26 protein-coding genes are annotated in these 26017 nt (G+C 60.1%); 17 read left to right on the top strand and 9 right to left on the bottom strand.

What is annotated here, in order from left to right:
- Positions 1 to 31 precede the first annotated feature (31 nt).
- Complete coding sequence (gene nhaR, locus AC54XV_RS12815; protein ID WP_003405479.1) at positions 32 to 934, top strand: transcriptional activator NhaR; 903 nt, start codon at positions 32 to 34, stop codon at positions 932 to 934.
- Here nhaR and AC54XV_RS12810 read toward each other — a convergent pair.
- Both AC54XV_RS12810 and AC54XV_RS12805 read right to left on the bottom strand, forming a co-directional pair.
- A complete protein-coding gene (locus AC54XV_RS12810) occupies positions 931 to 2085 on the bottom strand; it encodes an MFS transporter (RefSeq protein WP_024660153.1) in 1155 nt (384 codons plus the stop codon). The two genes, nhaR and AC54XV_RS12810, sit on opposite strands and share 4 nt — an antisense overlap.
- Before the next feature lie 283 nt (positions 2086 to 2368).
- Positions 2369 to 2878 (bottom strand): DUF1993 domain-containing protein, encoded by a 510-nt coding sequence (locus AC54XV_RS12805; protein ID WP_003405482.1) that lies wholly within the window; start codon positions 2876 to 2878, stop codon positions 2369 to 2371.
- A gap of 154 nt (positions 2879 to 3032) precedes the next feature.
- Here AC54XV_RS12805 and AC54XV_RS12800 point away from each other — a divergent pair, with 154 nt between their 5' ends.
- Positions 3033 to 3719, top strand: coding sequence for a YceH family protein (locus AC54XV_RS12800; protein ID WP_032653617.1), 687 nt, complete (start codon positions 3033 to 3035; stop codon positions 3717 to 3719).
- A gap of 3 nt (positions 3720 to 3722) precedes the next feature.
- Here the strand turns inward: AC54XV_RS12800 and AC54XV_RS12795 are convergent, their stop codons facing one another.
- Positions 3723 to 4538, bottom strand: coding sequence for a shikimate 5-dehydrogenase (locus tag AC54XV_RS12795; RefSeq protein ID WP_003369293.1), 816 nt, complete (start codon positions 4536 to 4538; stop codon positions 3723 to 3725).
- 211 nt (positions 4539 to 4749) lie between these two features.
- On the opposite strand from AC54XV_RS12795, the gene AC54XV_RS12790 reads away from it, so the two are divergent.
- Together AC54XV_RS12790 and AC54XV_RS12785 are read left to right on the top strand one after the other, a co-directional pair.
- Positions 4750 to 5106: a hypothetical protein gene (locus tag AC54XV_RS12790; protein WP_003410180.1), complete on the top strand. Its 357-nt coding sequence runs from the start codon at positions 4750 to 4752 to the stop codon at positions 5104 to 5106.
- A 172-nt stretch (positions 5107 to 5278) separates the two neighbouring features.
- The gene (locus AC54XV_RS12785; protein ID WP_003405489.1) at positions 5279 to 5461 is read left to right on the top strand and encodes a hypothetical protein; all 183 of its coding nucleotides are present in this window, start codon (positions 5279 to 5281) and stop codon (positions 5459 to 5461) included.
- A gap of 95 nt (positions 5462 to 5556) precedes the next feature.
- Here AC54XV_RS12785 and AC54XV_RS12780 read toward each other — a convergent pair whose 3' ends face one another.
- Positions 5557 to 6117 carry a hypothetical protein gene (locus AC54XV_RS12780; protein ID WP_003405490.1) on the bottom strand — a complete coding sequence of 187 codons (561 nt, stop codon included), beginning with the start codon at positions 6115 to 6117 and terminating at the stop codon, positions 5557 to 5559.
- A 268-nt stretch (positions 6118 to 6385) separates the two neighbouring features.
- Between AC54XV_RS12780 and pbpG the strand changes: the two genes are divergently transcribed.
- Positions 6386 to 7321: a D-alanyl-D-alanine endopeptidase gene (gene pbpG / locus AC54XV_RS12775; protein WP_032611021.1), complete on the top strand. Its 936-nt coding sequence runs from the start codon at positions 6386 to 6388 to the stop codon at positions 7319 to 7321.
- A gap of 70 nt (positions 7322 to 7391) precedes the next feature.
- Here the strand turns inward: pbpG and AC54XV_RS12770 are convergent, their stop codons facing one another.
- A complete protein-coding gene (locus AC54XV_RS12770) occupies positions 7392 to 8822 on the bottom strand; it encodes an NAD-dependent succinate-semialdehyde dehydrogenase (protein WP_024642542.1) in 1431 nt (476 codons plus the stop codon).
- 248 nt (positions 8823 to 9070) lie between these two features.
- On the opposite strand from AC54XV_RS12770, the gene AC54XV_RS12765 reads away from it, so the two are divergent.
- Positions 9071 to 11839 (top strand): RHS repeat domain-containing protein, encoded by a 2769-nt coding sequence (locus tag AC54XV_RS12765; RefSeq protein ID WP_496718802.1) that lies wholly within the window; start codon positions 9071 to 9073, stop codon positions 11837 to 11839.
- A 107-nt stretch (positions 11840 to 11946) separates the two neighbouring features.
- Here AC54XV_RS12765 and AC54XV_RS12760 read toward each other — a convergent pair whose 3' ends face one another.
- Both AC54XV_RS12760 and AC54XV_RS12755 read right to left on the bottom strand, forming a co-directional pair.
- The gene (locus tag AC54XV_RS12760; RefSeq protein ID WP_011267661.1) at positions 11947 to 12807 is read right to left on the bottom strand and encodes an SDR family oxidoreductase; all 861 of its coding nucleotides are present in this window, start codon (positions 12805 to 12807) and stop codon (positions 11947 to 11949) included.
- Positions 12808 to 12919: 112 nt separating this feature from the next.
- On the bottom strand, positions 12920 to 14059 hold the full coding sequence (locus tag AC54XV_RS12755; RefSeq protein WP_003405501.1) for a glutathione-independent formaldehyde dehydrogenase: 1140 nt from the start codon (positions 14057 to 14059) through the stop codon (positions 12920 to 12922).
- A 270-nt stretch (positions 14060 to 14329) separates the two neighbouring features.
- Here AC54XV_RS12755 and AC54XV_RS12750 point away from each other — a divergent pair, with 270 nt between their 5' ends.
- The 6 genes from AC54XV_RS12750 (at position 14330) to AC54XV_RS12725 (ending at position 19273) form a co-directional block, all read left to right on the top strand.
- Positions 14330 to 14920, top strand: a complete 591-nt coding sequence (locus AC54XV_RS12750; RefSeq protein WP_058398510.1) for an amino acid synthesis family protein — start codon at positions 14330 to 14332, stop codon at positions 14918 to 14920.
- Between the two features lie 34 nt (positions 14921 to 14954).
- The gene (locus AC54XV_RS12745) at positions 14955 to 15803 is read left to right on the top strand and encodes an alpha/beta fold hydrolase (protein WP_024659728.1); all 849 of its coding nucleotides are present in this window, start codon (positions 14955 to 14957) and stop codon (positions 15801 to 15803) included.
- Positions 15800 to 17281 carry an aldehyde dehydrogenase gene (locus tag AC54XV_RS12740; protein WP_024659727.1) on the top strand — a complete coding sequence of 494 codons (1482 nt, stop codon included), beginning with the start codon at positions 15800 to 15802 and terminating at the stop codon, positions 17279 to 17281. The genes AC54XV_RS12745 and AC54XV_RS12740 overlap by 4 nt, the downstream gene beginning before the upstream one ends.
- 13 nt (positions 17282 to 17294) lie before the next feature.
- Positions 17295 to 17780: a flavin reductase family protein gene (locus AC54XV_RS12735; RefSeq protein ID WP_024659726.1), complete on the top strand. Its 486-nt coding sequence runs from the start codon at positions 17295 to 17297 to the stop codon at positions 17778 to 17780.
- A 175-nt stretch (positions 17781 to 17955) separates the two neighbouring features.
- Entirely contained in the window at positions 17956 to 18708 is a 753-nt protein-coding gene (locus tag AC54XV_RS12730) for a GntR family transcriptional regulator (protein WP_003405525.1), read from the top strand.
- Position 18709: 1 nt separating this feature from the next.
- Positions 18710 to 19273: an NUDIX hydrolase gene (locus AC54XV_RS12725; protein WP_011267657.1), complete on the top strand. Its 564-nt coding sequence runs from the start codon at positions 18710 to 18712 to the stop codon at positions 19271 to 19273.
- A gap of 32 nt (positions 19274 to 19305) precedes the next feature.
- On the opposite strand, the gene AC54XV_RS12720 is transcribed toward AC54XV_RS12725, so the two are convergent.
- Entirely contained in the window at positions 19306 to 19596 is a 291-nt protein-coding gene (locus AC54XV_RS12720) for a DUF1330 domain-containing protein (RefSeq protein WP_003405529.1), read from the bottom strand.
- Positions 19597 to 19690: 94 nt separating this feature from the next.
- Between AC54XV_RS12720 and ribBA the strand changes: the two genes are divergently transcribed.
- From ribBA to AC54XV_RS12695, 5 genes are all read left to right on the top strand, one after another.
- Entirely contained in the window at positions 19691 to 20800 is a 1110-nt protein-coding gene (gene ribBA, locus AC54XV_RS12715) for a bifunctional 3,4-dihydroxy-2-butanone-4-phosphate synthase/GTP cyclohydrolase II (protein ID WP_103713348.1), read from the top strand.
- A gap of 290 nt (positions 20801 to 21090) precedes the next feature.
- On the top strand, positions 21091 to 22116 hold the full coding sequence (locus tag AC54XV_RS12710) for an ABC transporter substrate-binding protein (protein WP_003405534.1): 1026 nt from the start codon (positions 21091 to 21093) through the stop codon (positions 22114 to 22116).
- Complete coding sequence (locus AC54XV_RS12705) at positions 22101 to 23057, top strand: ABC transporter permease (protein ID WP_080277914.1); 957 nt, start codon at positions 22101 to 22103, stop codon at positions 23055 to 23057. The genes AC54XV_RS12710 and AC54XV_RS12705 overlap by 16 nt, the downstream gene beginning before the upstream one ends.
- A gap of 6 nt (positions 23058 to 23063) precedes the next feature.
- Complete coding sequence (locus AC54XV_RS12700) at positions 23064 to 23879, top strand: ABC transporter permease (RefSeq protein ID WP_003405538.1); 816 nt, start codon at positions 23064 to 23066, stop codon at positions 23877 to 23879.
- The gene (locus AC54XV_RS12695) at positions 23876 to 25030 is read left to right on the top strand and encodes an ABC transporter ATP-binding protein (RefSeq protein WP_024638822.1); all 1155 of its coding nucleotides are present in this window, start codon (positions 23876 to 23878) and stop codon (positions 25028 to 25030) included. The genes AC54XV_RS12700 and AC54XV_RS12695 overlap by 4 nt, the downstream gene beginning before the upstream one ends.
- Positions 25031 to 25046: 16 nt before the next feature.
- On the opposite strand, the gene AC54XV_RS12690 is transcribed toward AC54XV_RS12695, so the two are convergent.
- Entirely contained in the window at positions 25047 to 25961 is a 915-nt protein-coding gene (locus AC54XV_RS12690) for a LysR substrate-binding domain-containing protein (RefSeq protein ID WP_024651470.1), read from the bottom strand.
- Between the last annotated feature and the right edge of the window lie 56 nt (positions 25962 to 26017).

Here is a 26017-nt window from a genome sequence, read left to right as displayed (position 1 = left end):
ATACTTCGGTTTTACCGAATCGGCTGAAATTATGCTCAATTACCGCCAACTCCACTACTTCTGGGTCGTGGCCAAGACCGGCAGCATCGTGCGCGCCTGCGAACAGCTGAATCTGACCGCGCAGACTGTCAGCGGGCAGATCAGCCTGCTCGAGGCGTCGCTTGGGGTCGATCTGTTCCAGCGCGTCGGTCGGCAGCTGGAAATGACCGAAGCAGGCCGCCTCGCCCTGCCCTATGCCGAACAGATGTTTCAGTTGGGCAATGACCTGGAAAACCTGTTGCGCTCACAGCCGGATGAACAGCAATTGCTGTTGCGCATTGGTGTGGCCGACGTCGTGCCCAAGTCCATTGTCTACCGCCTGATTGCCCCGACCATGACGCTGGATGAGTCCATTCGCATCACCTGTCGCGAGGACAAGCTGGAACGACTGCTGGCAGACCTGGCCATCCAGCGTCTGGACCTGGTGATTTCCGACAGCCCCATGCCGCCGCACCTGGACATCAAGGGCTACAGCCAGAAGCTGGGAGAATGCGGTGTCAGTTTTTTCGCCACGCGTGAAATGGCGGAGCGTATCGGGACAAATTTTCCGCAGTGCATGCATGGAGCACCGCTGCTGATTCCGGGTCAGGAGACCGTGGTTCGAGGCAGACTGATGCGCTGGTTTGCCGAACAGGGCATTCAGCCACGCATCATCGGCGAATTCGATGACAGCGCACTGATGAAGGCGTTTGGCAAATCCGGCAGCGGCGTGTTCGTGGCGCCCAGCGTGATCGCCGACGAAGTGCAGAACCAGTATGGCGTACAAGTGATTGGCCATACTGATGCGGTGACCGAATCGTTCTACGCCATCACCGTGGAGCGCAAGGTCAAGCACCCCGGCGTCGTCGCCATTGCCGAAAGTGCTCGGAATCAGCTGTTTACCGATGCTGGCTAAGCCGGGAGCGGACCCGGATCACGCTTGATCAACAGCAGCGCCAGCACAATCGCCAGCACGATGATGCCCGCAGCGGCAAAACCGACGTGGCCCAGCCCCAGGTGATCAATGACCCTGCCGCCGATCACCGCGCCGATGCCAATGCCGAGGTTGGCACCAGCGATGTTCAGTGACGCCGCGAACGCAGGCGCTTGCGGCGCGGCCTTGATCAACCGTACATGGCTGACCAGGAACAGGGCCGCCTGAGTAATGCCCCAAACGGCCAGCGCGAGTGGCAAGGCCACCACCGAATGGATGCTCGGCACCACCGCGACCATGCCGATGACCATGAATGCGCAGAACACCAGGCTGGCAATCAACGGATGGCGGTCGACCATGCGCCCGCCCAGCGAGTTGCCCAGCAAGCCGACAGCGCCAAAGCCCATCAGGCACCAGCCCACCAGAGCGCCGTCGAAACCGGCAAGACGCTCGAGCATGTCCGCCAGATAGGTATAGGCCGTGAACATGCCGCTGAACACCAGCACCGAGAGCAGCACGTGCCCCTGCATCATCCGGCTGCGCAAGATGCCGAACTGCTTAAGGATCGATACCGGGTTCTGCCTGGCAGCCGTCTTCGGCAGATAGACCGTCAGCAACAGTGCCTTGGCGAACGCCAGAGCGGCCAGAACCAGAAAGGCCGTGCGCCAGCCGAAGGCATCGGAGATCAGGGTGCCGATGGGAATGCCGAATACCGTGGCGCAAACGATGCCGAAACCGATCCTGGCAATTGCCCGGCCTGCGAACTGCGGACCGACAATGTCCACGGCGGTCTCGCTGGCCAGCGCCCAGAACACCGGTAACCCCAACGCAGGAATCAGCCGGGCGATCCCCATCACGGCGATATTGGGCGCCAGCGCCGCCAGGACATTTGCAAAGCCGAACAGCACCAGGATGCTGACAAACAGGCGCTTGCGCTCGAAGCGCGAAAAATAGGCGGTCAGAAAAGGACCAAAGGCGGCGACGGTAAACGCAAACAGCGTCACCAGCAGACCTGCCTGGGAGACCGTGACATTCAGGTCGCGGGCAACCGCTGGCAAAAGACCGACGATGACGAATTCTGTGGTCAGCACGGTAAACCCGGCGGCTGACAGCAGAAGGATGGGCAACAACATGAATACTCCAGAACAACAACAGAGCCCGCTGCAACAGCGCGGCCTGCGGGAGGGGGATTAAAGTAGCTTGAAGATGACTGTCACGCCAATGTTTCGCACTGGCATGCATTTTGTGAAGCAGTGCCTGCGACGCCTTTGCGCTTGATACCGCGCAAGACTGCAGATGTGTGACGCGGAGCGTCACCCAATGCATGCCAACGCAGAGCATTGGCACGATAGTCAGTTGGCTTTGTGTATAACGCCGGGGGCCGAGACCATCAACCAGGTCTCAGCCCCGCACTGTTTAGAACTTGCCCATAAAATCGCGCTTGCCGATTTCAACGCCGTTATGGCGCAGCAGATCGTAGGCAGTCGTGACGTGAAAGAAGAACTGCGGCAAGGCGTAGCTGAGCAGATAGGCCTGACCGTTCAGGCGTTTTTCCTTTTCAGTGCCGGGGCGCAGGACGATTTCGATGCCTTCCTTGCCGTCGACCTGATCAGGAGTGATGCTGCCGATGAACGCGAGTGTCCTGGCAAGCAGTGCCTGCAACTCGGCAAAGGTGGTTTCGGTGTCATCGTACTGCGGGATCTCGACGCCTGCCAGACGCGCCGACGCACCCTTGGCAAAATCGACAGCGATCTGCACCTGACGGGTAAACGGCAGCATGTCCGGGAACAGACGCGCCTGCAGCAGGGCTGGTGGCTGTATTTTCTTCTCGGTCGCGTAAGCTTCGGCTTTGGTCAGAACGTCGCTCAGCGCGTTGAGCATTTGCTGAAAGACAGGAATGGAAGCGGCGTACAGGGAAATAGACATGACATATCCTGATTGAGAAAGGCGCAATTATAGACCCACACGACGCCAAACGCCGTGACACTTTTCAGCGCCCCTGCAGATCCGTGCAGCAGACGCTGGCAATAATGTCCGCCACGCCCTACGCTGATCCACCGCCATCACTCAGGGAAGCGTCATGTCCATCGAATCGTCCTCCACCGAATCCTCCCCGAATACCGAGGCGTTACAACTCAACGGCACTGAAGTGCGCATTCTGGGCTGCCTGATCGAGAAACAGGCGACCAACCCGGAAACCTACCCGCTGACCCTCAATGCACTGGTGACGGCCTGCAACCAGAAGACCAGTCGTGACCCGGTCATGAACCTCACCCAGGGTCAGGTCGGCCAGAGCCTGCGCGCCCTGGAAGGCCGCGGTCTGACGCGGCTGGTCATGGGCAGTCGCGCCGATCGCTGGGAGCACAGGGTCGACAAGGGGCTGGAGTTGGTCCCGGCGCAGGTGATACTCACTGGCCTGTTGCTGCTGCGCGGGCCGCAGACCGTCAACGAGCTGCTGACCCGCAGTAACCGCATGCATGATTTCGAGGACAGCGAGCAGGTCGTCCACCAGCTGGAACGCCTGATCGCCAGAGGCCTGGCGATGCTCGTGCCGCGCCAGTCGGGCCAGCGCGAAGACCGTTACATGCATCTGCTCGGTGACCCGGAATCGCTGCAGGAACTGCTTGCCGCTCGCCAACAGGCACCGGAGCGACATTCTGCAAGCCCGGCGGCCAACTCGCGTATCGATGAACTGGAGGCACGGGTCGCGGCCCTTGAAGAACGCCTGGCCAGACTGGAACGCGCCCTGCCCGACCTGACGACCTGACGACTAGCCGGCTCTTGCGAAGGCTGCAGCCTGCTGATACTGCTCGTCGGTCGGGCGCACGCCGGTATAGAGCACAAACTGCTCCAGTGCCTGGATCGCCGCCACTTCATCACCACTCACCACACGCTTGCCCAAACGACGTGCAGCCTGGATCAGCGGCGTGTCGGCGGGGGTAGCCACCACATCGAAAACTGTTTCAGCAGCGTCGATGGCTTGCAGGTCAAACGACAGTTCGTCAGCTTGCGCGCCCTGCATGCCTAACGGAGTGACGTTGACCAGCAAGGGGGGTCGCGCACTGCCCAGCTCCGCTTGCCAGCGAAAGCCGCACGCCTCTGCCAGACGCCGGCCGGCCTGCTCGTTGCGGGCCACGATCAGCCCCTCGGTGAAACCCGCATCGCGCAGCGCGAACGCCACTGCCTTGGCCATCCCCCCGCTTCCACGCAGGGCAAACGCGCTGCGCGGCACCGCATGGCTCTCCATCAGTTGAGCGACGGCGATGTAATCGGTGTTGAACGCCTTCAGATGCCCGTCGGTGTTGACGATGGTATTGATCGACTGGATAGCGGCAGCCGAGGCGTCCAGTTCGTCGACCAGTTCGATGCAGGCCTCCTTGAAGGGCATCGAAACTGCGCTGCCACGAATCCCCAGCGAGCGTATGCCGGCCACGGCGGCGGCAAGGTCATTGGGGGCGAAGGTCTTGTAATAGAAGTTCAAGCCTAACTGCTGGTAAAGATGATTATGGAAACGCACACCAAAGTTGCCGGGACGGGCGGCCATGGACATGCACAATAATGTCTCCCTGTTAGCAGTGACGGACATCGGGTGTTTCCTCCAGACGGTAATGGCTTGAATCTTCGATAGAAGCGTATGCTACGCACCAGTGAGCGCGAGGACATACGCGGCACACCTTACATAAAATTTACTCAGCACTTTCGCAGATTCTTACAATTTCGGTGTCATAGTGTTATCCCGTGGCAGTGCTTGAGAGTGATGCAGGCGCGCGACAACGGGTTGAGAGCGAGGAACAGTCATGATTCGTCAAATCCCCAAGATCGCCTTGTTTGTAGGTGCCCTGGCCCTTGCTGGCCAGGCGAATGCTGACCGTGGCTGGGGTGGCCCTGCCGTGGTAGGTGCTATCGTAGGCGCTGCCGTTGTCGGGGCGGCGGTATCTTCAGGCCGCGACAGGACGGTGTACGTCGAGCGCGAGCCGGTTTATGTACAGCAGCAGCCGGTCTACTACGCGCCGCCGCCTGTCTACTACCAGCCGGCCCCGGTTTATCAGGTGGTCGAGCGCTACCCGCCACCGCCACCGCCAGGCTACTACCATCGTTATGGCCCGCCTCCAGGCCCCGGCTATTACTACGGCCCGCCACGCGGTCGCTGGTAACAGAACAAAAAACCCGCCTTTTCAGGCGGGTTTTTCATTGGTGTGCTCACACTATCGGCGGCCAATGCAATGCGCCCAACCCTCGTTGTTATCAATGACCACTATTGAGAGCGTCGATTTCTGACTTGCCCGCTCGCCCTCTACAGTAGCGCCATGGATTGAGGAGGCACGTATGACCAAGGTACACATCATGTCCGTCGTCGGTAGCGCAGTTCCAGCCCCGCTCAGAGAGCGCGGCCTGTTGGCCTGCTGGTACCTGATTCAGGATGGCGAACCCGTCAGCGGCCCGTTTGCGTCATTGCCTGTTGCAGAGGCCCTGTCGCGGCAAATGCAGTGCCAGCCCCTCAACAGCTGACTTCTTCTGCAAACCTCGTGCGTTGCTCCGCACATCCCTTGCCCGCCTCTTTGAAGGCGGGCTTTTTTTGCCACGGAAAAAGCCGGTAACGAGGCTCAGCCGCGCTCGGCCATGGCCGCGTTGACCTGACAGCGATGGGCCAGTTTCTGCAGGCGTTTCTCCAGCGCCATGAACACCACGCGATCGGTACGGCCACTGTCGAGTTCATCGATCAGGTCATTGGCAACCTGACGCAATTCGTAAGCCAGCACCACACGGTCATCGTTCAGGTCATGTTTATGCGACTCGAACAGGCGATGCAGGTAATCCTGCAAAGTGTATTTCAGGCTATGCCGGTCACTGGCGCGCAGATGGGTCAGGTTGAGGCTGATACGGCCCTGCAGTTCGCTCAGCTCGCCGCACAGGTACTGCATGCGCCGCGCGTAGCCCACTTCCCGGTCACGTAGCTGCTTGTGCGCCAGTTCCGCTTCCTGCTTGCGCTGGATGCCCGGTACTGCGACGGCGGCCATCAGCCCGACAATCAGACCGATCGCCTGCATCCAGCCCGCCCAGTCACTTGGACGTGAGGTAAAGCCGACCCCCAGCAGCAGAATGACAATCAATGACGCGATGATCACCAGAACTGCGTAATCCTTGCTGACAAACCCCTTGAGCATTGCATGACTCCTGAATCGGTGACCTGAATGGCATGGAATGCTAATCGGTGCGGGCCTTGCGCACCACGAATATTCAATTGAGAGGCGGTTTTTGGCAGGTTGCAGAGCAGAAAGCGACTTAACGGCAACTTAATGAACGACCGATTGCGTCATTTATTGCGCAAACGCCCACCCCAGCCCATCGACATACGGCAAAGTCTGCTCATAAAATGCAGCGTTTTGACGCGATCCCTTCCATTTACCACCTTTTATCGAGTGAGCCTTGCTCTTGAAAATCCGTCTGTCTCTTTTGGGCCTATTATTTGTACTTACCGGCCCCATGCTTTCTACCCCTACGCTGGCAAACGAACCTGCCGTCCTGAGCCGTGATCCTTCCAACCTGCACCTTGCCTCGGGCAGCGCAATGGTCATCGACCTGCAGACCGACAAGGTGCTGTATTCCAGCAACCCGGATGTGATCGTGCCGATTGCCTCGGTCACCAAGCTGATGACCGCGATGGTCGTGCTGGATGCCAAGCAGCCGATGGACGAAGTCATTCCGGTGAACATTTCCCAGACACCGGAAATGAAAGGTGTTTTCTCCCGCGTTAAACTCGGCAGTGAAATGAACCGCCGGGACATGCTGCTGATCACCCTGATGTCCTCGGAAAACCGCGCGGCGGCCAGCCTGGCGCACAGCTATCCGGGTGGCTATCCGGCGTTCATTCTGGCGATGAACGCCAAGGCCAAGGCGCTGGGCATGAAACACACGGCCTACGTCGAACCCACTGGCCTGTCGGTGTACAACGTGTCGACCGCACGCGACCTCACCAAGCTGGTGATGGCGGCGCGCAAATACCCGCTGCTCAGTGAACTGAGCACCACCGAGCAGAAGACTGTGACGTTCCGCAAACCGACCTACACCCTCGGTTTCAGCAACACTGATCATCTGGTGCGCAAGGACAACTGGGACATCAAGCTGACCAAGACCGGCTTTACCAATCAGGCCGGTCACTGCCTGGTGCTGCTGACCAGCATGGCCAACCGCCCGGTTTCAGTGGTGATTCTCGATGCGTTCGGCAAATACACGCACTTCGCCGATGCCAGCCGCATACGCAAATGGATGGAGACCGGCCAGAGCGGCCCGGCCCCCGAAGTGGCCCTGCAGTACAAGAAGGAAAAGAATCTGGTCATGAGACAGACCGGTATTCAAGCCAGAGACTGAGTCACACAGGCAACGAAAAACGGTCGCGATGCTTGCACATCGCGACCGTTTTTATTTACCCGAGCAACGCTCAGTTGTATTGAGTGACCAGCTTGGTATTCAGGTAAGCCTCAATGGCTTCGGTGCCACCTTCGGAACCGTAACCGGAATCCTTGATCCCGCCAAACGGCACTTCCGGCAAGCCGATGCCCTGATGGTTGATCGACAGCATGCCCGCTTCGATATAGGTGCTCAGCGCCTGAGCAGTCTTCATCGACGTGGTGAAGGCATAGGATGCCAGCCCGAACGGCACGCGGTTGGACTCGGCGATCGCCTCCTCTAGTGTGTCGAACGGCACCAGCAGCGCAACAGGGCCGAAAGGCTCCTCATTCATGATGCGCATGTGCGGCTTGAGGCCACTCAACACCGTCGGCTCGAAGAAATAGCCCGGTCCTTCGCCAGCCTTGCCACCCGCAGACAGCGTCGCACCACCGCGCACCGCGTCATCGATCAGATCGACCAGCGCAGGAATACGTCGATCATTGGCCACCGGGCCCATGGTAGTGCCCGCCTCCAGACCGTTGCCAACCTTGATTTCACGGGTCAGCCCGACGAATTTCTCGGTGAACGCATCCAGCACCTTGCGCTGCACCAGAATTCGCGTCGGCGATACACAGACCTGCCCGGCGTTACGGAACTTGGCGGTGGCCAGCACGCGAGCGGCGAGATCGATATCCGCATCATCGAACACCAACGCCGGTGCATGGCCGCCCAGCTCCATGGTCGCCCGTTTCATGTGCTTGCCAGCCAATGCGGCCAGCTGCTTGCCGACCGGCGTGGAGCCGGTGAACGTGACCTTGCGAATGACCGGATGCGGGATCAGGTAACCGGAGATTTCTGCAGGGTCGCCGTACACCAGCCCGATGACGCCCGCTGGAACGCCCGCATCGGCGAATGCGCGGATAAGCTCGGCAGGCGACGCCGGCGTCTCTTCCGGGGCCTTGACGATGATCGAGCAGCCCGCAGCCAGCGCCGAGGACAACTTGCGCACCACCTGGTTGATCGGGAAATTCCACGGCGTGAACGCAGCAACCGGACCGACCGGTTCCTTGATGACCTTCTGCTCGATGGACACGTTACGCGATGGCACGAGACGGCCATAACTGCGACGCCCCTCTTCGGCCAGCCAGTCGATGATGTCCGCCGCCGACAAGGTTTCCATGCGCGCTTCGGCCAGAGGCTTGCCCTGCTCCTGCGTCATGATTCGGGCAATGCTGTCCGCACGCTCGCGAACCAGGTTTGCAGCTTTCTGCATCAGCTTGTAGCGATCATAAGCCGAGGTCGCACGCCAGGTGGCAAAGCCACGCTCGGCCGCCGCCAGGGCTTCATCAAGATCGGCGATACCGGCATGCGCCACAGTGCCCAGCGCCTCGCCCGTCGCCGGGTTGATGACTGACAGCGTGCGGTTGTCGCGACTGGCGCGCCACTGACCATCGATATAAAGCTGTACGTCTGGATACATAAACACTTTCTCCATAAGTCGCTCAAAGAAACGGTGTGGCCGATGGATCAGACTCGCTGATCAGCACCGGCCATCGGCAAAAATACCAAGCGCTACGGCTCGTCGACTTTCCGACGCATCGTCACGCGCTTAGACAAGTTCGCAATACGTTGGGGCAATGGTCTCATTGGCCTGCGCTATGCTGCACTTACGACAATATTTAACTTACACAGCCTGGATTCGAGCCACCAGTCAGGGATGACGGGATCATGAACGCACAGTCTGCCGCACTGCATCATCATACGCCCCGCCTGACTGTCATTGATCCACGCGGTCTGGAGATTCGCGCGATTGATTTTCGGCGCAACCCGTTAATCGACACGCCGGAACGACTGGTAAACCGCGCAGCTCATGACGCTGCCGGGCATCCGGTCAGCTGCTGGGATGCAAGGCTCTGGGAAAGCCAGGCTGCGGTCAATCTTGCCACTGTGTTTTCCCTGAGTGGTCAGGCGCTTCTCAGCGACAGTGTCGATGCCGGTTGGCGGCTGATGCTGGCCGGTGACAGCGGCGCGGTCGTGGCTGGCTGGGATGGCCGTGGGACTGAGCGGAGCGTGCAGTATGACGCCCTGCTCAGACCCGTTGCCATCATTGAAAACGGACGCTGCGTCGAGCGGCGGCAATACGGCGGGCCGGATACCAAGGGCCATAACCAGTGCGGCCAATGTATACGCCATGATGACCCGGCTGGTTCGCGAATGGATGACGAGTTCGCCCTGGCGGGTGGCGTGCTTGAACAGACGCGGCATTTTCTCTTCAATCCCGAAAATGTCGACTGGCCAGAACCGCTGACAGAACGTGACGCCTTGCTCGAATCTGGTCCAGGCGCAACTACGCGCTGGGCACGCAGTCCGCCTGGCGATGTCATCTCGCAGACGGACGCCCAGCGTAACGTCCAGACCTTTGCCCATAGTGTGGCAGGTCATATCGAGGCCATTTCACTCAGCCTCCCCGGGCAGACAGAGCGAATTCTGATTCACAGGATCGATTACGACGCTCAAGGCCACGTAACCTCGGAAACGGCTGGCAACGGTGTTATGACCAAGGCGTTGCATGACGCCGCAAATGGCCGTCTGATTGAACTCAAAGGCACACGAGCAGATGGCCAACTGCTGCAACATCTGCTGTATGACTACGACCCGGTGGGCAATGTCCTGCGTATTGAAGATCGCGCTCAGCCGACGCGGTACTATCGCAATCAGCGCCTTGAACCGGTGTCGACTTATCAATACGACACGCTGTATCAGTTGATCCAGGCTACGGGCACGGAGTCCGCGAAACTCAATAAAGGCCCGGTTTTTCCATCATTCCAGGTTTCCCCCGACCCGACGCAGCTAGCCAATTACAGGCAAACCTATCGTTATGATGCGAGCGGCAATCTGCTGCAACTGACTCACACTGGCACCCAGTCTCACTCGCGCACTCTGGTCACTTCGCAAACCAGCAATCGCAGCCTGCCGGTCATCAACGATCAACCGCCAGATGAAGCAGCCATCGCTGCCGCGTTCGACGCCAATGGCAATCTGAATAAGTTGCAAGCCGGGCAAGCGATGAGCTGGGACTGGCGTAATCAGTTGCAGCAAGTGCGGCCGGTGGTCCGGGCAGCGGGTGACGACGACAGAGAGCGCTATGTCTACGACGCCAGTGGGCAACGCCTGCGCAAAGTCCACACGACCAGGGCGAAAGCCGTCGTGCACAGTGCCGAAGTGCGCTATTTACCAGGCCTGGAGCTGCACAGCAACAGCGCCACAGCCGAGACTTTGCACGTTATCGTCACCCAGGCCGGGCGCAACCAGGTACGGGTGTTGCACTGGCAGGCGGGTCAACCCGAAGGACTTGAAAACGATCAGGTTCGCTACAGCTTCGCCGATCATCTGGGGTCCGGCACCCTGGAGCTGGATAAAAACGCGCACATCATCAGCCAGGAAAGTTACTACCCGTTTGGTGGTACCTCGTGGTGGGCAGGGCGCAGTACGATTGAAGCCAGCTATAAAACCATTCGATATTCTGGCAAGGAACGCGATGCAACAGGGCTGTACTACTACGGCTTGCGCTATTACGCGCCATGGTTGCAGCGATGGATCAATCCGGATCCGGCGGGCACAGTGGACGGGATGAATCTATATCGTTTTGTCAGGAATTCGCCTTTGCGGTTTGCTGATCAACAAGGGGCTGCTCCCCACGACGTTCCCCTTACAGTCGTCGCAGACGACCTTTCCGAGTTCAAGCCTGAGCAGCAATTTAAAATATTTGCCGCCAGGGATGTTGCCGTTTCGTTATTGACGTTCACGCGTTCCGAGCTGTTAAAAGCATCACCAAGTGAAGACGTAAAGGAGGCATTCGACGCAACCTTTGGGGCGCTGGCCCCCAGCGCTCGCGCCGCTACGAGTATCGACGTGGAGGATTCCTTACGGCAGATGCAGGAGCTCATTGAGGGCATCGGCAGTCCAGAATCCGATCTGACGCTGTTTCTTTTTAATGGACCCGAAAACATTCTCGCATCGACTCGTTTTCAAGGCGAGTTTCAGGAATCGGTCGCACGGATTGGGGTGTCGGCCTCCCTGCTTGCCAACTACGATGCGCTGGAAGTTGCACGATCCATTATTCATGAGGCCTCCCATGTCCAACTGAATACGATGGATGCGTTTTATTATCTGACGGATGCTGGCAAGCTCCTCGTCGACGGAGCGGATGCTGCACAGGTCGAGGCGTGGTCCAGCGAGATCCGAATGTCATTAAGAGAAATCTCGCAGCATGGCCCCGACGAAGAACAATTTGATCCTGCCGACTATATAGCCGCTATGCAGGCGTTGACCAAGAATGCGCGCACCCCGGCACAGCGAAAACAAGAGTTCTTGAGCAACACAACGACCCGGACTTTATTATTGCAGATGAATGCCGACACGCTTTCGTCGCTGGTCATGGCGACCGGCCAGCCTGTCCGATATGCACAAACACGGATGAATCAGCCTGGAAATTAGGTGATCAATGGCAGTACCCGCTAGTGCAGATACAGAGTGCCATTGACGCCTGAAAAAACGGTGCCTGTCTGGGCACCGTTTCAACAAAAAAGGCGTTGTCGGGGTAATTACAGAATCGGCTTGCCGCCCGTCACTGCATAGCGCGAGCCGGAAATGTAACTGGCTTCGTCCGAGGCCAGCAGCACATAGATCGGCGAAACTTCCACCGGCTGCCCCGGGCGTCCCAGCGGTGTCTCGCTGCCGAAGCTTTTCACGTCTTCATCGGTCATGGTCGCCGGGATCAGCGGCGTCCAGATCGGGCCGGGTGCCACGCTGTTCACACGGATGCCCTTCTCGCCCAGCAACTGCGCCAGGCCACCGGTGAAGTTGGCAATCGCGCCCTTGGTGGTCGCGTAGGCCAGCAGCGTCGGCTTGGGCATGTCCGAATTCACCGAACTGGTATTGATGATCGAGCCGCCCCGTGGCATATGCGGAACCGCAGCCTTGCAGATGCGAAACATCGCGGTGATGTTGATATCGAAGGTCTTGACCCACTCTTCGTCGGAGATTTCGTCCAGCGTTTCATGCGTCATCTGGAACGCAGCGTTGTTGACCAGCACATCGATGCGACCAAACTCTGCAACGGTCTTGCTCACGATGTCTTCGCATTGCTGCTTCTGTGCCAGGTCGCCCGGCAACAGCAGGCATTTGCGGCCCGCCTCTTCGACCCAGCGCTTGGTTTCTTGCGCGTCCTCATGCTCGTTCAAGTAGGAGATCGCGACCTGCGCGCCTTCCCGTGCAAAGGCAATCGCCACTGCGCGGCCGATGCCGCTGTCAGCGCCGGTGATCAGAGCGATCTTGCCCTGCAGACGTCCGGAGCCCTTGTAGCTCTTTTCACCGCAATCGGGATAGGGGTCCATCTTGCCCTGCATGCCTGGAACTTCCTGTGGCTGACTGGCAAATGGCGGCTTTGGGTATTCTTCGTTCATCTGAATAAATCTCGCTGAATAAAAGTTCTGACTGAAGTGCTGAAGCCCTTGCCGATCGCCTGTGGCGGATAGGACAAGGGCTTTCAACCAAAGGGCTGGTCAAACGCGGCTATCACGCACCTGGCTTGAGCACTACCTTGGTCCAGCCTTCATCACGCGCATCGAAGTGCTTGTAGGCGTCAGGGCCCTCTTCAAGCTTCAGGCGATGGGAAATGATCTGCGACGGCTTGGCGCGACCGTGGTGGATCAGCTCGGCGAGGCGACGGTTGTAAGCCTTGACGTTGGCCTGACCGGTACGGATCTGCTGGCCCTTGAACCAGAACGAGCCAAAGTCGAAGGCCATCTTGCCTTCCTTGGCGAGGTCGCTTTTGGCGCCCGGATCCTGCGGCACGAAAACGCCCACGACACCGATTCCGCCAGTCGCCTTGGTCGAGGCAACGAGGTTGTTCATGGTGACGTGATTGGCCTCGTGACCATGACGGTCGCAGCACTGATAACCGACGCACTCACAGCCTCGGTCGGTGCCTTTGCCATCGGTCAGATTGAGGATCTGATCCACCGCGCCCTGCTCCAGCGAGTTGATCGGCGTCGCGCCCATCTTCGCCGCGAGGGCCAGACGATCAGGATGGTTGTCGACCACGAACACCTGCGAGGCGCCCTTGATCATTGCCGAGTGGGCAGCCATCAGACCGACCGGGCCGGCACCGTAGATGGCAACGCTTTCGCCAGGCAGCAGCCCGGCCAGCTCGGTGGCATGCCAGCCGGTAGGAAAGATGTCCGAGAGCATGACGTAATCTTCTTCACGCTCGGCGGCATCTTCGGGCAACAGCAGGCAGTTGAAGTCGGCATACGGCACGCGCAGCAACTCGGCCTGGCCACCTTCGTGATCGCCCATATCGGCAAAACCATAGGCCGCGCCAGCGCTGCCAGGGTTGGCGGTCAGGCAATAACCGGTCAGGCCCTTCTCACAGTTTTCGCAAAAGCCGCAGCCAATGTTGAACGGCAGGCACACCCAGTCGCCCACCTTGATGCGGTCAACGCCGGCGCCCACTTCAATCACCTGGCCGAGGTTCTCATGGCCGAAAATGCGCCCGGTCTCGAACGACGTGCGGCCTTCGTACATGTGCAGGTCCGAGCCACAGATATTCGTGGAGGTCACTCGGACAAGCGCATCTGTCGGCTTCTGAATCTTCGCATCCGGTACGTTTTTGACACTGACGTCACGCGGACCGCTATAGACGATGGCTTTCATGTTCGGAGTCTCCTCAGTAAAAAATTCGTTAGGGCTTTTTAGGGCTCACCGAATATCTGTCACAACCAGAAGGCGCCTGTTCAAAGCGATTGCCTTTACACCTGACGAATGGTCATCGATGAGTGCGAGCTAGAGCTGTGGGCGCGTATGGATTGAGGTAAATGAGATGAACGACAAGCCCGGTAGCCGCCGCAAATAAAGGATTTGCATGCTCGATCTTATGGTATACCATCAGACGAAATACAAAATTACTCGCTCCGGGAGTCATTCATGAGCTTTGAAATTCGCAAGATCGTCACGTACACCGAAGAAACCTTTATCGAGGGCGGCAAAGCCACCGACAAACCGGTCACCATGATCGGACTGGCGGCGGTGATCAAGAACCCCTGGCTGGGCCGTGGCTTCGTCGAAGACCTGAAACCGGAGATCCGCGCCAACTGCTCCGCACTGGGCGAGCTGATGGTCAAGCGCCTCACCGATGCGATTGGCGGTGCGGAAAAAATCGAGGCCTACGGCAAGGCTGCAGTGGTCGGCGCAGAAGGTGAAATCGAACACGCCTCGGCAGTGATCCATACCCTGCGCTTTGGCAATCATTACCGTGAGGCCGTCCAGGCCAAGAGCTACCTGAGCTTCACCAACAAACGCGGCGGCCCAGGTACGTCGATCCAGATTCCGATGATGCACAAGGACGATGAAGGGCTGCGCTCGCACTACATCACCCTGGAAATGCACATCGAAGATTCGCCCCGCGCCGACGAAATCATCATAGTCCTTGGCGCCGCCAACGGCGGACGCCTGCATCCGCGAATCGGCAATCGGTATATCGACCTGGAAGAGCTGGCCGCCGAAAAGGCCCAGTGATCCATCCCCTTTAACGTCCGCGCAGGAGCGATCCATGATTCAGCTCACCGCTGAACACACCCCGGCGGGTACCAGCTATCTGGCTACCGGCCAAGGTCACCCCGTGGTGTTGATTCACGGGGTGGGCCTGAACAAGGAAATGTGGGGCGGCCAGATCGTCGGGCTGGCCACGCATTATCAGGTCATCGCCTACGACATGCTCGGCCACGGCGCCAGCCCGCGCCCCGATCCGGACACCGGCCTGCCGGGCTATGCCGAACAACTGCACGAGCTGCTGACACATTTGCAGTTGCCGCAGGCGGCGGTCGTCGGTTTCTCCATGGGCGGCCTGGTGGCGCGTGCGTTCGCGCTGGAGTTCCCCCAGCACCTGTCGGGGCTGGTAGTGCTCAGCAGCGTCTTCAATCGCAGCGCGGAACAGCGTGCCAGCGTCATAGCGCGCACCAGCCAGGCTGCCGAGCATGGCCCGGACGCCAACGCAGGCGAAGCGCTTTCGCGCTGGTTCAGCCGTGAGTATCAGGCGGCCAGCCCGGCGCAGATTGCAGCCATTCGGCACAACCTGGCCAGCAACGATCCGCAAGGTTACCTGACCACGTACAAGCTGTTCGCCACTCAGGATATGTACCGCGCCGATGATCTGGGCGATATTCGCGCACCGACGTTGATCGCCACGGGCGAACTTGACCCGGGATCGACGCCGGAAATGGCCCGCGAACTGGCCGCGCGTATCCCCGGTGCCGAGGTCGCGATATTGCCCGATCAACGCCATATGATGCCGGTTGAATCGCCGCGTCTGGTCAACCAGGTGCTGCTCGGTTTCTTCGAAAAGATCGGCCTCGACAAACCGGCGTCCGCTCACCATTCGATCAAGGGGATTGTTGCATGAGCCTTACCCGCTTTCAGATGTGCATCGACGGTCAGTGGGTCGATGCGTTGTCCGGCAAGACCTTCGACAGCCTCGACCCGGCGCTGGCCGAACCCTGGGCGCAATTGCCGGATGCTGACGCAGCCGACGTCGAACGAGCCGTTCAGGCCGCCCAGAAAGCCTTCGAGGGTCAGGCCTGGCGCGGCTTGACGGCCACGGCACGCGGCAAGCTGTTGCGTAAGCTGGGCGACCTGATTGCCGAAAACAAGGAGCAACTGTCGCAGCTGGAAAGCCGCGACAACGGCAAACTGATTCGCGAGACCCGCGGGCAGGTCGGCTACCTGCCGGAGTTCTTTCATTACACCGCAGGGCTGGCTGACAAACTCGAAGGCGGCACCCTGCCCCTCGACAAGCCGGACCTGTTCGCCTACACCGTGCACGAACCGATGGGCGTGGTGGCCGGGATCATCCCCTGGAACAGCCCGTTGTACCTCACCGCCATCAAGCTGGCCCCGGCATTGGCTGCTGGCAACACCATCGTCCTCAAACCCTCGGAACACGCCTCGGCGACCGTGCTCGAACTGGCGCGTCTGGCACTTGAAGCCGGCATTCCGCCTGGCGTGGTCAACGTCATCACCGGTTACGGCCCGACCACTGGCGCAGCCCTCACCCGGCACCCGCTGGTGCGCAAGATAGCCTTCACCGGTGGCGCGGCCACTGCGCGACATGTGGTGCGCAGCAGCGCGGAGAACTTTGCCAAACTGTCACTGGAGCTGGGGGGAAAATCACCCAACATCATCTTCGCCGACGCCGACCTGGACAGCGCCATCAATGGCGCCGTCGCCGGCATCTATGCGGCGTCCGGGCAAAGCTGTGTTTCCGGCTCGCGACTGCTGGTGCAGGACGAAATCTACGACGAATTCGTGGAACGCCTGGCCGAACGCGCCAGTCGGATCCGGATCGGCAATCCGCAGGATGAAGGCACCGAAATGGGCCCGATGGCCACCGCCCAGCAACTGGCCGTGGTAGAAGGCCTGGTAGCCGACGCGCTGGCCGAAGGTGCACGCCTGCGTCTGGGCGGCAAGCGACCGGAGCTGGACAGCAAAGGCTGGTTCTATGAACCTACGCTGTTCGAGTGCGATCACAATTCGATGAAGATCATGCAGGAAGAAGTGTTCGGTCCGGTGGCCTCGGTGATTCGTTTCAAGGACGAAGCCGAAGCGCTGGCCATCGCCAACGACTCCCAGTTCGGCCTCGCCGCCGGCATCTGGACCCGCGACCTGGGACGCGCGCACCGCCTGGCGCGGGATATTCGCTCAGGTATCATCTGGGTGAATACGTATCGAGCCGTGTCGGCCATGGCGCCTATCGGTGGTTTCAAAAATAGCGGCTACGGTCGTGAGAGCGGGATAGACTCCGTGCTGGCCTACACCGAACTGAAAACGGTGTGGATCAACCTTTCGCAGGCGCCCATGCCTGATCCATTTGTCATGCGTTAACGAGGCCGCTGCGATGATAGAACCCGGTATTTACAAAGAAGTCATGGCGTCATTCCCTTCGGGCGTGACCATCGTCACCACCCTGGACCCTGAGGGCAATCTGGTCGGCATTACTGCCAGCGCATTCAGCGCGCTGTCCATCGACCCGGCACTGGTGCTGTTCTGCCCCAACTACGAATCGGACACTTACCCGGTGTTGCGCGACAGCAGGAAATTCGCGATTCACCTGCTGTCTGCCGATCAGCAGACAGAAGCCTATGCGTTTGCCAGCAAGGGCAAGGACAAGACCAAGGGCATCGAGTGGCAGTTGAGCGAGCTGGGTAACCCGCTGCTGGGCAACTCCACAGCGATCATCGAGTGTGAACTGTGGCGCGAATACGACGGCGGCGATCACGCGATCATTGTCGGTCGGGTGAAAAACCTGATCCTGCCCGCGACGCCGGTCACACCGATGGTTTATCACCGGGGCAAGATGGGCGCACTGCCAGCCATCGTCTGAGGCGGCTCAGGGCGGTTTTGGTGGTTGCAGGCATGGGCGTGATAAACTCGACCACGACCCGGGTTCATCCGTCCGGGCCATGCAGCAGCCCGCGCAGTGTGCGGGTTGCCGACATGAGCGAGACTTTATTTCCAGTCACGTTTTTACTTTGACAGCCCCATTCCGAGCACACCCGATGAAACGCCTGCCTCTCGACGACACCTTCAAGGTCAACCGCAACCCCGTCACGCTGCGCGAGATCGTGCTGGACAAGCTGCGCAGCGCAATCATGAACTTTCAGCTGCTGCCGGGTGACCGTCTGGTCGAGCGTGATCTGTGTGACCGCCTCGGTGTGAGCCGCACCTCGGTACGCGAGGCACTGCGCCACCTGGAATCCGAAGGTCTGGTCGAGTTCGCCGATGCCAAGGGCCCGCGTGTTGCCATCATCACGCTGGCTGACGCGTGCGATATCTACGAGCTGCGCTGCGTGCTCGAAGGCCTGATCGTTCAGCTGTTTACCCTGCGGGCCAAACCCAAGGACATTCGTGCACTGGAAAAAGCCCTGGAGGAAAATCGTCAGGCGCTCAAGGAAGGCGAACTGCAGCAGGTGATCGACTCGGTCCAGGGTTTCTACGATGTACTGCTGGAAGGCTCGGGCAACCATGTGGCCGCGACCCAGTTACGCCAGTTGCAGGCGCGCATCAGCTACCTGCGCGCCACCTCGGTATCCCAGGAAAACCGCCGCGGTGCCAGCAACAAGGAAATGGAGCTCATGGTCGAAGCGATCAAGAGCGGCGACCCGCTGGCCGCGCATCAGGCGTCGGTCGATCACGTACGCAACGCCGCACGCGTGGCGCTGGAATACCTCAAATCCAAGCAGGATGAAGTCAGCAAAGTCCGCGACATCGTCGCCCCCGTCGCGCTGAAAGAACCTCGCATAGGTCGCTGAAATGGCCACACCGCGCTTCTGTCCCCAATGCGGTAGCGCTGATCTGGTTCAGCGTGTGCCGTCGGGCGATACGCATGTGCGGTTGGTCTGTGGCGGCTGTCAGTACATTCACTACGTCAATCCGAAGATCATCGCGGGTTGCATCATCGAGCAGGAAGGCAAGTACCTGCTCTGCCAGCGTGCCATCCCGCCGCGCCCCGGCACCTGGACACTGCCTGCCGGTTTCATGGAAAGCGGTGAAACCACCGAGCAGGCGGCGCTGCGTGAAGTCTGGGAAGAAACCGGTGTACGCGCCGAGATCCTTTCGCCCTACTCCATTTTCAGCGTGCCGCGCATCAGCGAAGTCTACATCGTGTTCCGTGCCATCGCGCTGGAGGTGACCGGCCAGTTCGGCCCGGAAACCCTGGACTACAGATTCTTCGCCGCCGAAGACATCCCGTGGGACAGCATCTATTACCCCGCTATCCGGCAGATACTGGAACGCTATATCGAAGAACGTCAGGCCGGTGTCTACGGTATTTATATCGGCAACGACGACACCGGCAAGGTGCACTTTATCCGGTGAACGCCTGAAGCTTTCAGCTCGCCACTGAACGTCTAAAACTGCCCCTCGACGATCACGATCTCGGCCTTGGAAGCGCCCTGCCTGTGGCTCATCGCATTCTGATACTCGGGCGACTGATAACAGGCCAGCGCCTTTTCGTAGGATTCAAATTCGATAATCACCGTGCGCTGCGGCGTGCCGCGCCCTTCAAGCGCCTCGGAACGCCCGCCGCGCGCGAGGAACCTGCCACCGAACAGCTCGAAAGCCGCCGGGGCGCGTTGGGTGTATTCGCTGTACTGCTGGGGGTCGGTCACATCAACGTGTGCAATCCAATAGGCTTTCATCGCGAGCTCACTGTTTCATTGATAGGCAATCTGTGAAATATTCTGTCTTATGGTATACCACGATTCATCCACCCATAAAACCGGGAAACTGACTATGGCGTTCGATCGCATCGAAGACATCATTGAAGACTACCGCCAGGGCAAGATGGTGTTGCTGGTCGACGACGAAGACCGGGAAAACGAAGGCGATCTGCTACTCGCCGCCGACTGCTGTTCACCACAGGCAATCAGTTTCATGGCTCGCGAAGCGCGCGGTCTGATCTGCCTGACGCTGACCGACGAGCACTGTCAGCGTCTGGGCCTGGAACAGATGGTGCCCAGCAACGGCAGCGTATTCGCCACCGCGTTCACGGTATCCATCGAAGCGACGACGGGTGTGACCACCGGCATCAGCGCGGCAGATCGTGCGCGTACCGTGCAGGCCGCCGTCAACCCGCACGCAGTACCGGAGGACCTGGTGCAGCCGGGCCATATCTTTCCATTGCGCGCTCGCGACGGCGGCGTGCTGACCCGTGCCGGGCATACCGAAGCGGGCTGCGACCTGGCCCGGCTGGCCGGTTTCACGCCAGCGTCGGTCATCGTTGAAGTCATGAATGATGACGGCAGCATGGCACGAAGACCCGACCTGGAAGTGTTCGCCAAAAAGCACGGTATTCGCATCGGCACCATCGCCGACCTGATCCATTACCGCCTGAGCACCGAACACACCATCGTCAGGATTGGCGAGCGCGAACTGCCGACCGTGCACGGCACCTTCCGTCTGTTCAGCTACGAAGACCGCATCGAAGGTGGCGTGCACATGGCCATGGTGATGGGCGACATCCGGCGCGACGCCGCCACGCTGGTACGCGTGCATGTGGTCGACCCGCTGCGCGACCTGGTCGGCGCCGAATACAACGGGCCTGCCAACTGGACACTCTGGGCCGCCCTGCAACGTGTCGCGCAGGAAGGTCACGGTGTGGTAGTGGTGCTGGCCAATCACGAATCGTCCCAGGCGCTGCTGGAGCGCATCCCGCAGCTCACCCAGCTGCCCCGCCAATACACCCGCTCGCAATCGCGCATTTATTCCGAGGTCGGTACGGGCGCACAGATCTTGCAGGACCTGGGCGTCGGCAAGCTGCGCCACCTCGGCCCGCCACTGAAATATGCAGGGTTGACCGGCTACGATCTGGAAGTGATTGAAAGTATTCCGTTTCCCGGCTGACCAGGCAAAAACTCGTCACGCGAGCCCGATAATCCGCCGCCTGCAACCACAGGCGCTGACCGGAAACCGGACCATGAAGGCGTTTTGAGAGGGCAAAACGCTTGCAGAAAGTTTGGAATACCATAATATGACATTCCATAAATACAAGATCTGGTCAGACGCGCCCGACAAGGGACAGCACTAATAACAGCACCTGACCTGTACAAGGTTTCAAGGCCCATTGGACCTACTGCTCCCGATTACGCGGGCAAGAAAAGCCCGCTCAAAACACAACAAATGAGGGCGTAAAAATGGTGTTGAACAAACGTGCAACAGCAGTCCTGGCCGCTGGCGTGCTGGCTTTTTCGAGTGTCGCCGCTATTGCCGCCGAGAGCGTCAACTTTGTGAGCTGGGGAGGCTCCACGCAGGACTTCCAGAAGGAGGCCTGGGCGGCTCCATTCAGCAAGGCCAGCGGTATCACCGTCGTGCAGGATGGTCCTACCGACTACGGCAAACTCAAGGCCATGGTCGAAAGCGGTAACGTGCAGTGGGACGTTGTCGATGTCGAAGCCGACTTCGCCCTGCGCGCCGCCAGCGAAGGCCTGCTGGAGCCTCTGGACTTCAGCGCCATCAAACGCGACGAGATCGACAAGCGCTTCGTGACTGACCACGGTGCCGGTTCGTTCTTCTTCTCCTTCGTGCTCGGCTACAACGAAAGTAAAGTCGGCGGCAAGGCGCCTGGCGACTGGGCCGCGATGTTCGACACCAAGACCTACCCGGGCAAGCGCGCGCTGTACAAGTGGCCTAGCCCCGGCGTGCTGGAACTGGCCCTGCTGGCCGATGGCGTAGCGCCCGACAAGCTTTACCCGCTGGACCTCGACCGCGCCTTCAAGAAACTCGACACCATCAAGAAGGACATCGTCTGGTGGGGCGGCGGTGCGCAGTCCCAGCAACTGCTGGCCTCCGGCGAAGTGTCGATGGGGCAGATGTGGAACGGCCGGGTCTACGCCCTGCAGCAGGATGGCGCCCCGGTGGGGGTGAGCTGGAAGCAGAACCTGGTCATGGCTGACTTTCTGGTCGTACCCAAGGGTGCAAAAAACAAGGACGCCGCGATGAAATTCATCGCCAACGCGACCAGCGCCAAAGGCCAGGCAGACTTCTCCAACCTCAGTGCCTATGCCCCGGTCAATACCCAGAGCGTTGCGCGCCTGGACTCTACGCTGGCACCTAACCTGCCGACCGCGCACGTTGCCGATCAAATCACTCTCGACTTCGCATACTGGGCCAAGAACGGCGCTGATATTGCGACACGGTGGAACGAATGGCTGGTCAAGTAAAGATGACAGCGGTTGCTCCTCGTCAATCCATGCCGGCCGGGGGTGCTTCCAGCGCCGCTGGCGCGGCCAGCCAGAAGGCGCCGGGCATGCCGCCATCCCCTTCCGTCGCACAGCGCTGGCGTGGCAGCCGCAATCTGCTTCCGGCGCTGATCTTCCTCGGACTGTTCTTCTTCGCGCCGCTGATTGCTCTACTGCTGCGCGGCGTGCTTGAGCCGGTGCCGGGCCTTGGCAACTATGAGCAACTGTTTGCCAACTCGGCCTACTCGCGGGTGCTGCTCAATACCTTTTCCGTAGCCGGTCTGGTGACGCTGTTCAGCCTGCTGCTGGGCTTTCCGCTCGCCTGGGTGATCACCCTGGTGCCGCGCGGCTGGGGCCGCTGGATTCTCAATATCGTGCTGCTGTCGATGTGGACCAGCCTGCTGGCCCGCACCTATTCGTGGCTGGTGCTGTTGCAGGCCTCCGGGGTCGTCAACAAGGCCTTGATGGCCATGGGTATCATCGATCAACCGCTGGAAATGGTGCACAACCTGACCGGTGTGGTGATCGGCATGAGCTACATCATGATTCCGTTCATCGTCCTGCCATTGCAGGCGACCATGCAGGCCATCGATCCCATGGTGCTGCAGGCGGGCTCGATCTGCGGTGCCAGCCCTTGGAGCAATTTCTTCAGAGTGTTTCTGCCACTGTGCCGTCCTGGGCTGTTTTCCGGAGGCCTGATGGTGTTTGTCATGTCACTCGGTTACTACGTCACCCCGGCACTGCTCGGCGGCGCGCAGAACATGATGCTGCCCGAATTCATCGTCCAGCAGGTGCAGTCGTTCCTCAACTGGGGGCTGGCCAGTGCCGCCGCTGCGTTGTTGGTGCTGATCACGCTGGTGCTGTTCTACTTCTACCTGAAGCTCCAGCCGGAATCACCGGTCGGCGCCAGCAACGCGAGGTAAACCGCCATGCTCCTGACACCCAATGCCATGAGCCCCGGCTTGCGTACGGGCCTGTACCTGACCACCGCCCTGATCGCGCTGTTCCTGTTGCTGCCGATCCTGTTCATCGTCCTGCTGTCGTTCGGTTCCTCGCAGTGGCTGGTGTTCCCGCCGCCCGGCTGGACGCTGAAGTGGTATCAGCAGTTTTTTTCCAACCCGGACTGGATGGCCGCGGCCATGTCCAGCTTCAAGGTCGCGATCCTGACCACCCTCGCCTCGGTGGCGCTGGGCCTGCCCACCGCGTTCGCACTGGTGCGTGGCCGGTTTCCGGGGCGTGATTTTCTGTACGGCGTCTTCACACTGCCGATGATCGTGCCGCTGGTGATCATCGCCGTCGCGGTCTACGCGCTGTTTCTCAAGCTCGGTTACACCGGCACATTGTTTTCCTTCGTCGTCAGCCATGTGATCGTCGCGTTGCCGTTCACCATCATCTCGATCATCAATTCGCTGAAGCTGTTCGACCAGTCCATCGAGGATGCTGCGGTCATCTGCGGCGCTTCACGCTTGCAGGCCATCTACAAGGTGACCTTTCCCGGGATCCGGCCGGGCATGATGGCCGGCGCGCTGTTCGCGTTCCTGGTGTCGTGGGACGAGGTGGTGCTGAGCGTGATGATGGCCAGCCCGACCCTGCAAACCCTTCCCGTGAAAATGTGGACCACCCTGCGTCAGGACCTGACGCCGGTCATCGCCGTCGCCTCAACGCTGCTGATCGCCCTGTCGGTGCTGATCATGTTCATCGCCGCGACCCTGCGTCGCCGCAACGAAGCCAGGAGTACGTCATGAGTGCCGTGATCAAAGACCCCGCCCATCAGCCACACAACACACTGGTCAGCCTGTGTAATCTGAACAAGCACTATGGAAATTTCGCCGCCGTCGACGACATTTCCCTGGACATCCAGGACGGCGAATTCCTGACCTTCCTGGGCTCCAGCGGCTCGGGAAAAAGCACCACGCTGTCGATGCTCGCCGGCTTCGAAACGCCCAGCTCGGGCGAGATTCTGGTGGGTGGCAAATCGCTGGTGAATGTGCCGCCACACAAGCGCGACATCGGCATGGTGTTTCAGCGCTACTCGCTGTTCCCGCACCTGTCGGTACGCGACAACATTGCCTTCCCGCTGGCGATCCGCAAGCTGCCTGCGGCCGAGCGCGAGAAGAAAGTCGATGCGATGCTCAAGCTGGTTCAGCTGGAAGCCTTTGCTCATCGGCGCCCGTCGCAACTGTCAGGCGGCCAGCAGCAGCGGGTCGCCATCGCCCGAGCGCTGGTTTACGAGCCGCGCATCCTGCTGATGGACGAGCCTCTGGGCGCACTGGACAAGAAGCTGCGCGAAGACCTGCAGGACGAACTGCGCCAGTTGCATCGCCGGCTGGGCATCACCATCGTTTACGTAACCCATGATCAGGAAGAAGCCATGCGCCTGTCACAGCGCATCGCCATTTTCAGCCATGGCAAGATCGTCGGTCTGGGCTCGGGCTATGACCTGTATCAGGATCCGCCGAATGCCTTCGTCGCCTCGTTTCTCGGCAACTCGAACTTCCTCAGGCTCAAGGCCCAGGGCAATGCCGTGGCGACCTTCGAAGGCAGCACACTGGCGATTCGCCTGACCGCAGGGCTGAAGACCGATCAGGAGGTGCTGCTCATGGTGCGCCCGGAGAAAGCCCAGGCGCTGAGCGTGTCCCAGGCAGCGGCCATGCCGCTTGAAGCAGGCTGGAACGAGGTAAACGCCACGGTTGCTGAAGTGCTTTTTCTCGGCGAGAGCCAGACATGCTCGGTGGTCTCAGCCGGAGGCACTGCCATGACCGTCAAAGCGCTTTCCGCGAACGGCATGTCGCTCAAGGCGGGCGACCCGGTGCGCGTGCGCTGGGCGGCCGCAGACGCCTGTATCTACACCGAGTGGACCGACAGCGACCTGAACAAGGCAGCCGGCACCCACTGACAGGGCATTGCGTGTCTCAATGGTTGACCGGCGAAGGATGCAGGGCAAGGTAGTCGCGCAGAAACTCCACCGTGACGCGGACCTTGGCCGAACTCATCAGCGGCGAGGTATGCACCGCCCAGATGTCTGCATCCTGGCGGTAATCCGGCAACACCTGAACCAGCCGGCCCTCGGCCAGGTCAGTGCGCACATCCCATAGCGAACGCAGCAACACCCCGCGCCCGTCCAGGCACCACTGACGGGCGATTTCGCCGTGGTTGGTAGACAGGCTGCCGGTCACCTTGACGGTTTCGGCACCCTGCGGCCCGTTGAGGTGCCAGATGCCGAATGGCCGGTCGCGCTCCTTGATCACCAGGCAATCGTGATTGGCCAGCTCACCAAGATTAAGCGGCGTGCCATGAACGTCGAGGTAGCCGGGGCTCGCGCACAGAACCCGCCAGTTGTTGGCCAGATGCCTGGCGCGCAGGTGCGGGGCGATTTCGTTGCCGACGCGGATATCCAGATCGACGCCCTCCTCGATCAGATCGACCAGCCGGTCCTGAATGTCCAGGCGGATATCCAGCTTCGGATAACGCGCCGCCAGCTCCGACAACGCAGGCGCGACGAAACGGCGGCCAAAGCCCTGACTGCTGACGACCCGCAACAAGCCACTCGGCTCGCCGTGCAGCGCCGCCACTTCGTCACCCATCTGCTGCACTGAATCGAGCATGCCCTTGGCCCACTCGTAGACGCGCTCGCCATCTTCGGTAATCGACACCTGCCGGGTCGAGCGGTGCAGCAACACCACACCCATACCCTGCTCCAGCAAACGAATACGTTTGCTGACGTAGGCCGCGGACATGCCCAGCTCATCCGCAGCCCCGACGAAGCTTGAACGCCGGGCCACATGAACGAACACATTCAAATCATCGAGGCTGGGATATTTATTCACGATTCGTGTTTTCTCAGTCCATTAATCAGCTGATTATCTTTATATCGTGCGCTTAT

The organism is Pseudomonas fragariae (ex Marin et al. 2024) (genome assembly GCF_059621105.1).
The sequence above is the reverse complement of the archived record's forward strand: the minus strand, read 5'-3'. Positions and strand labels throughout refer to the sequence as shown.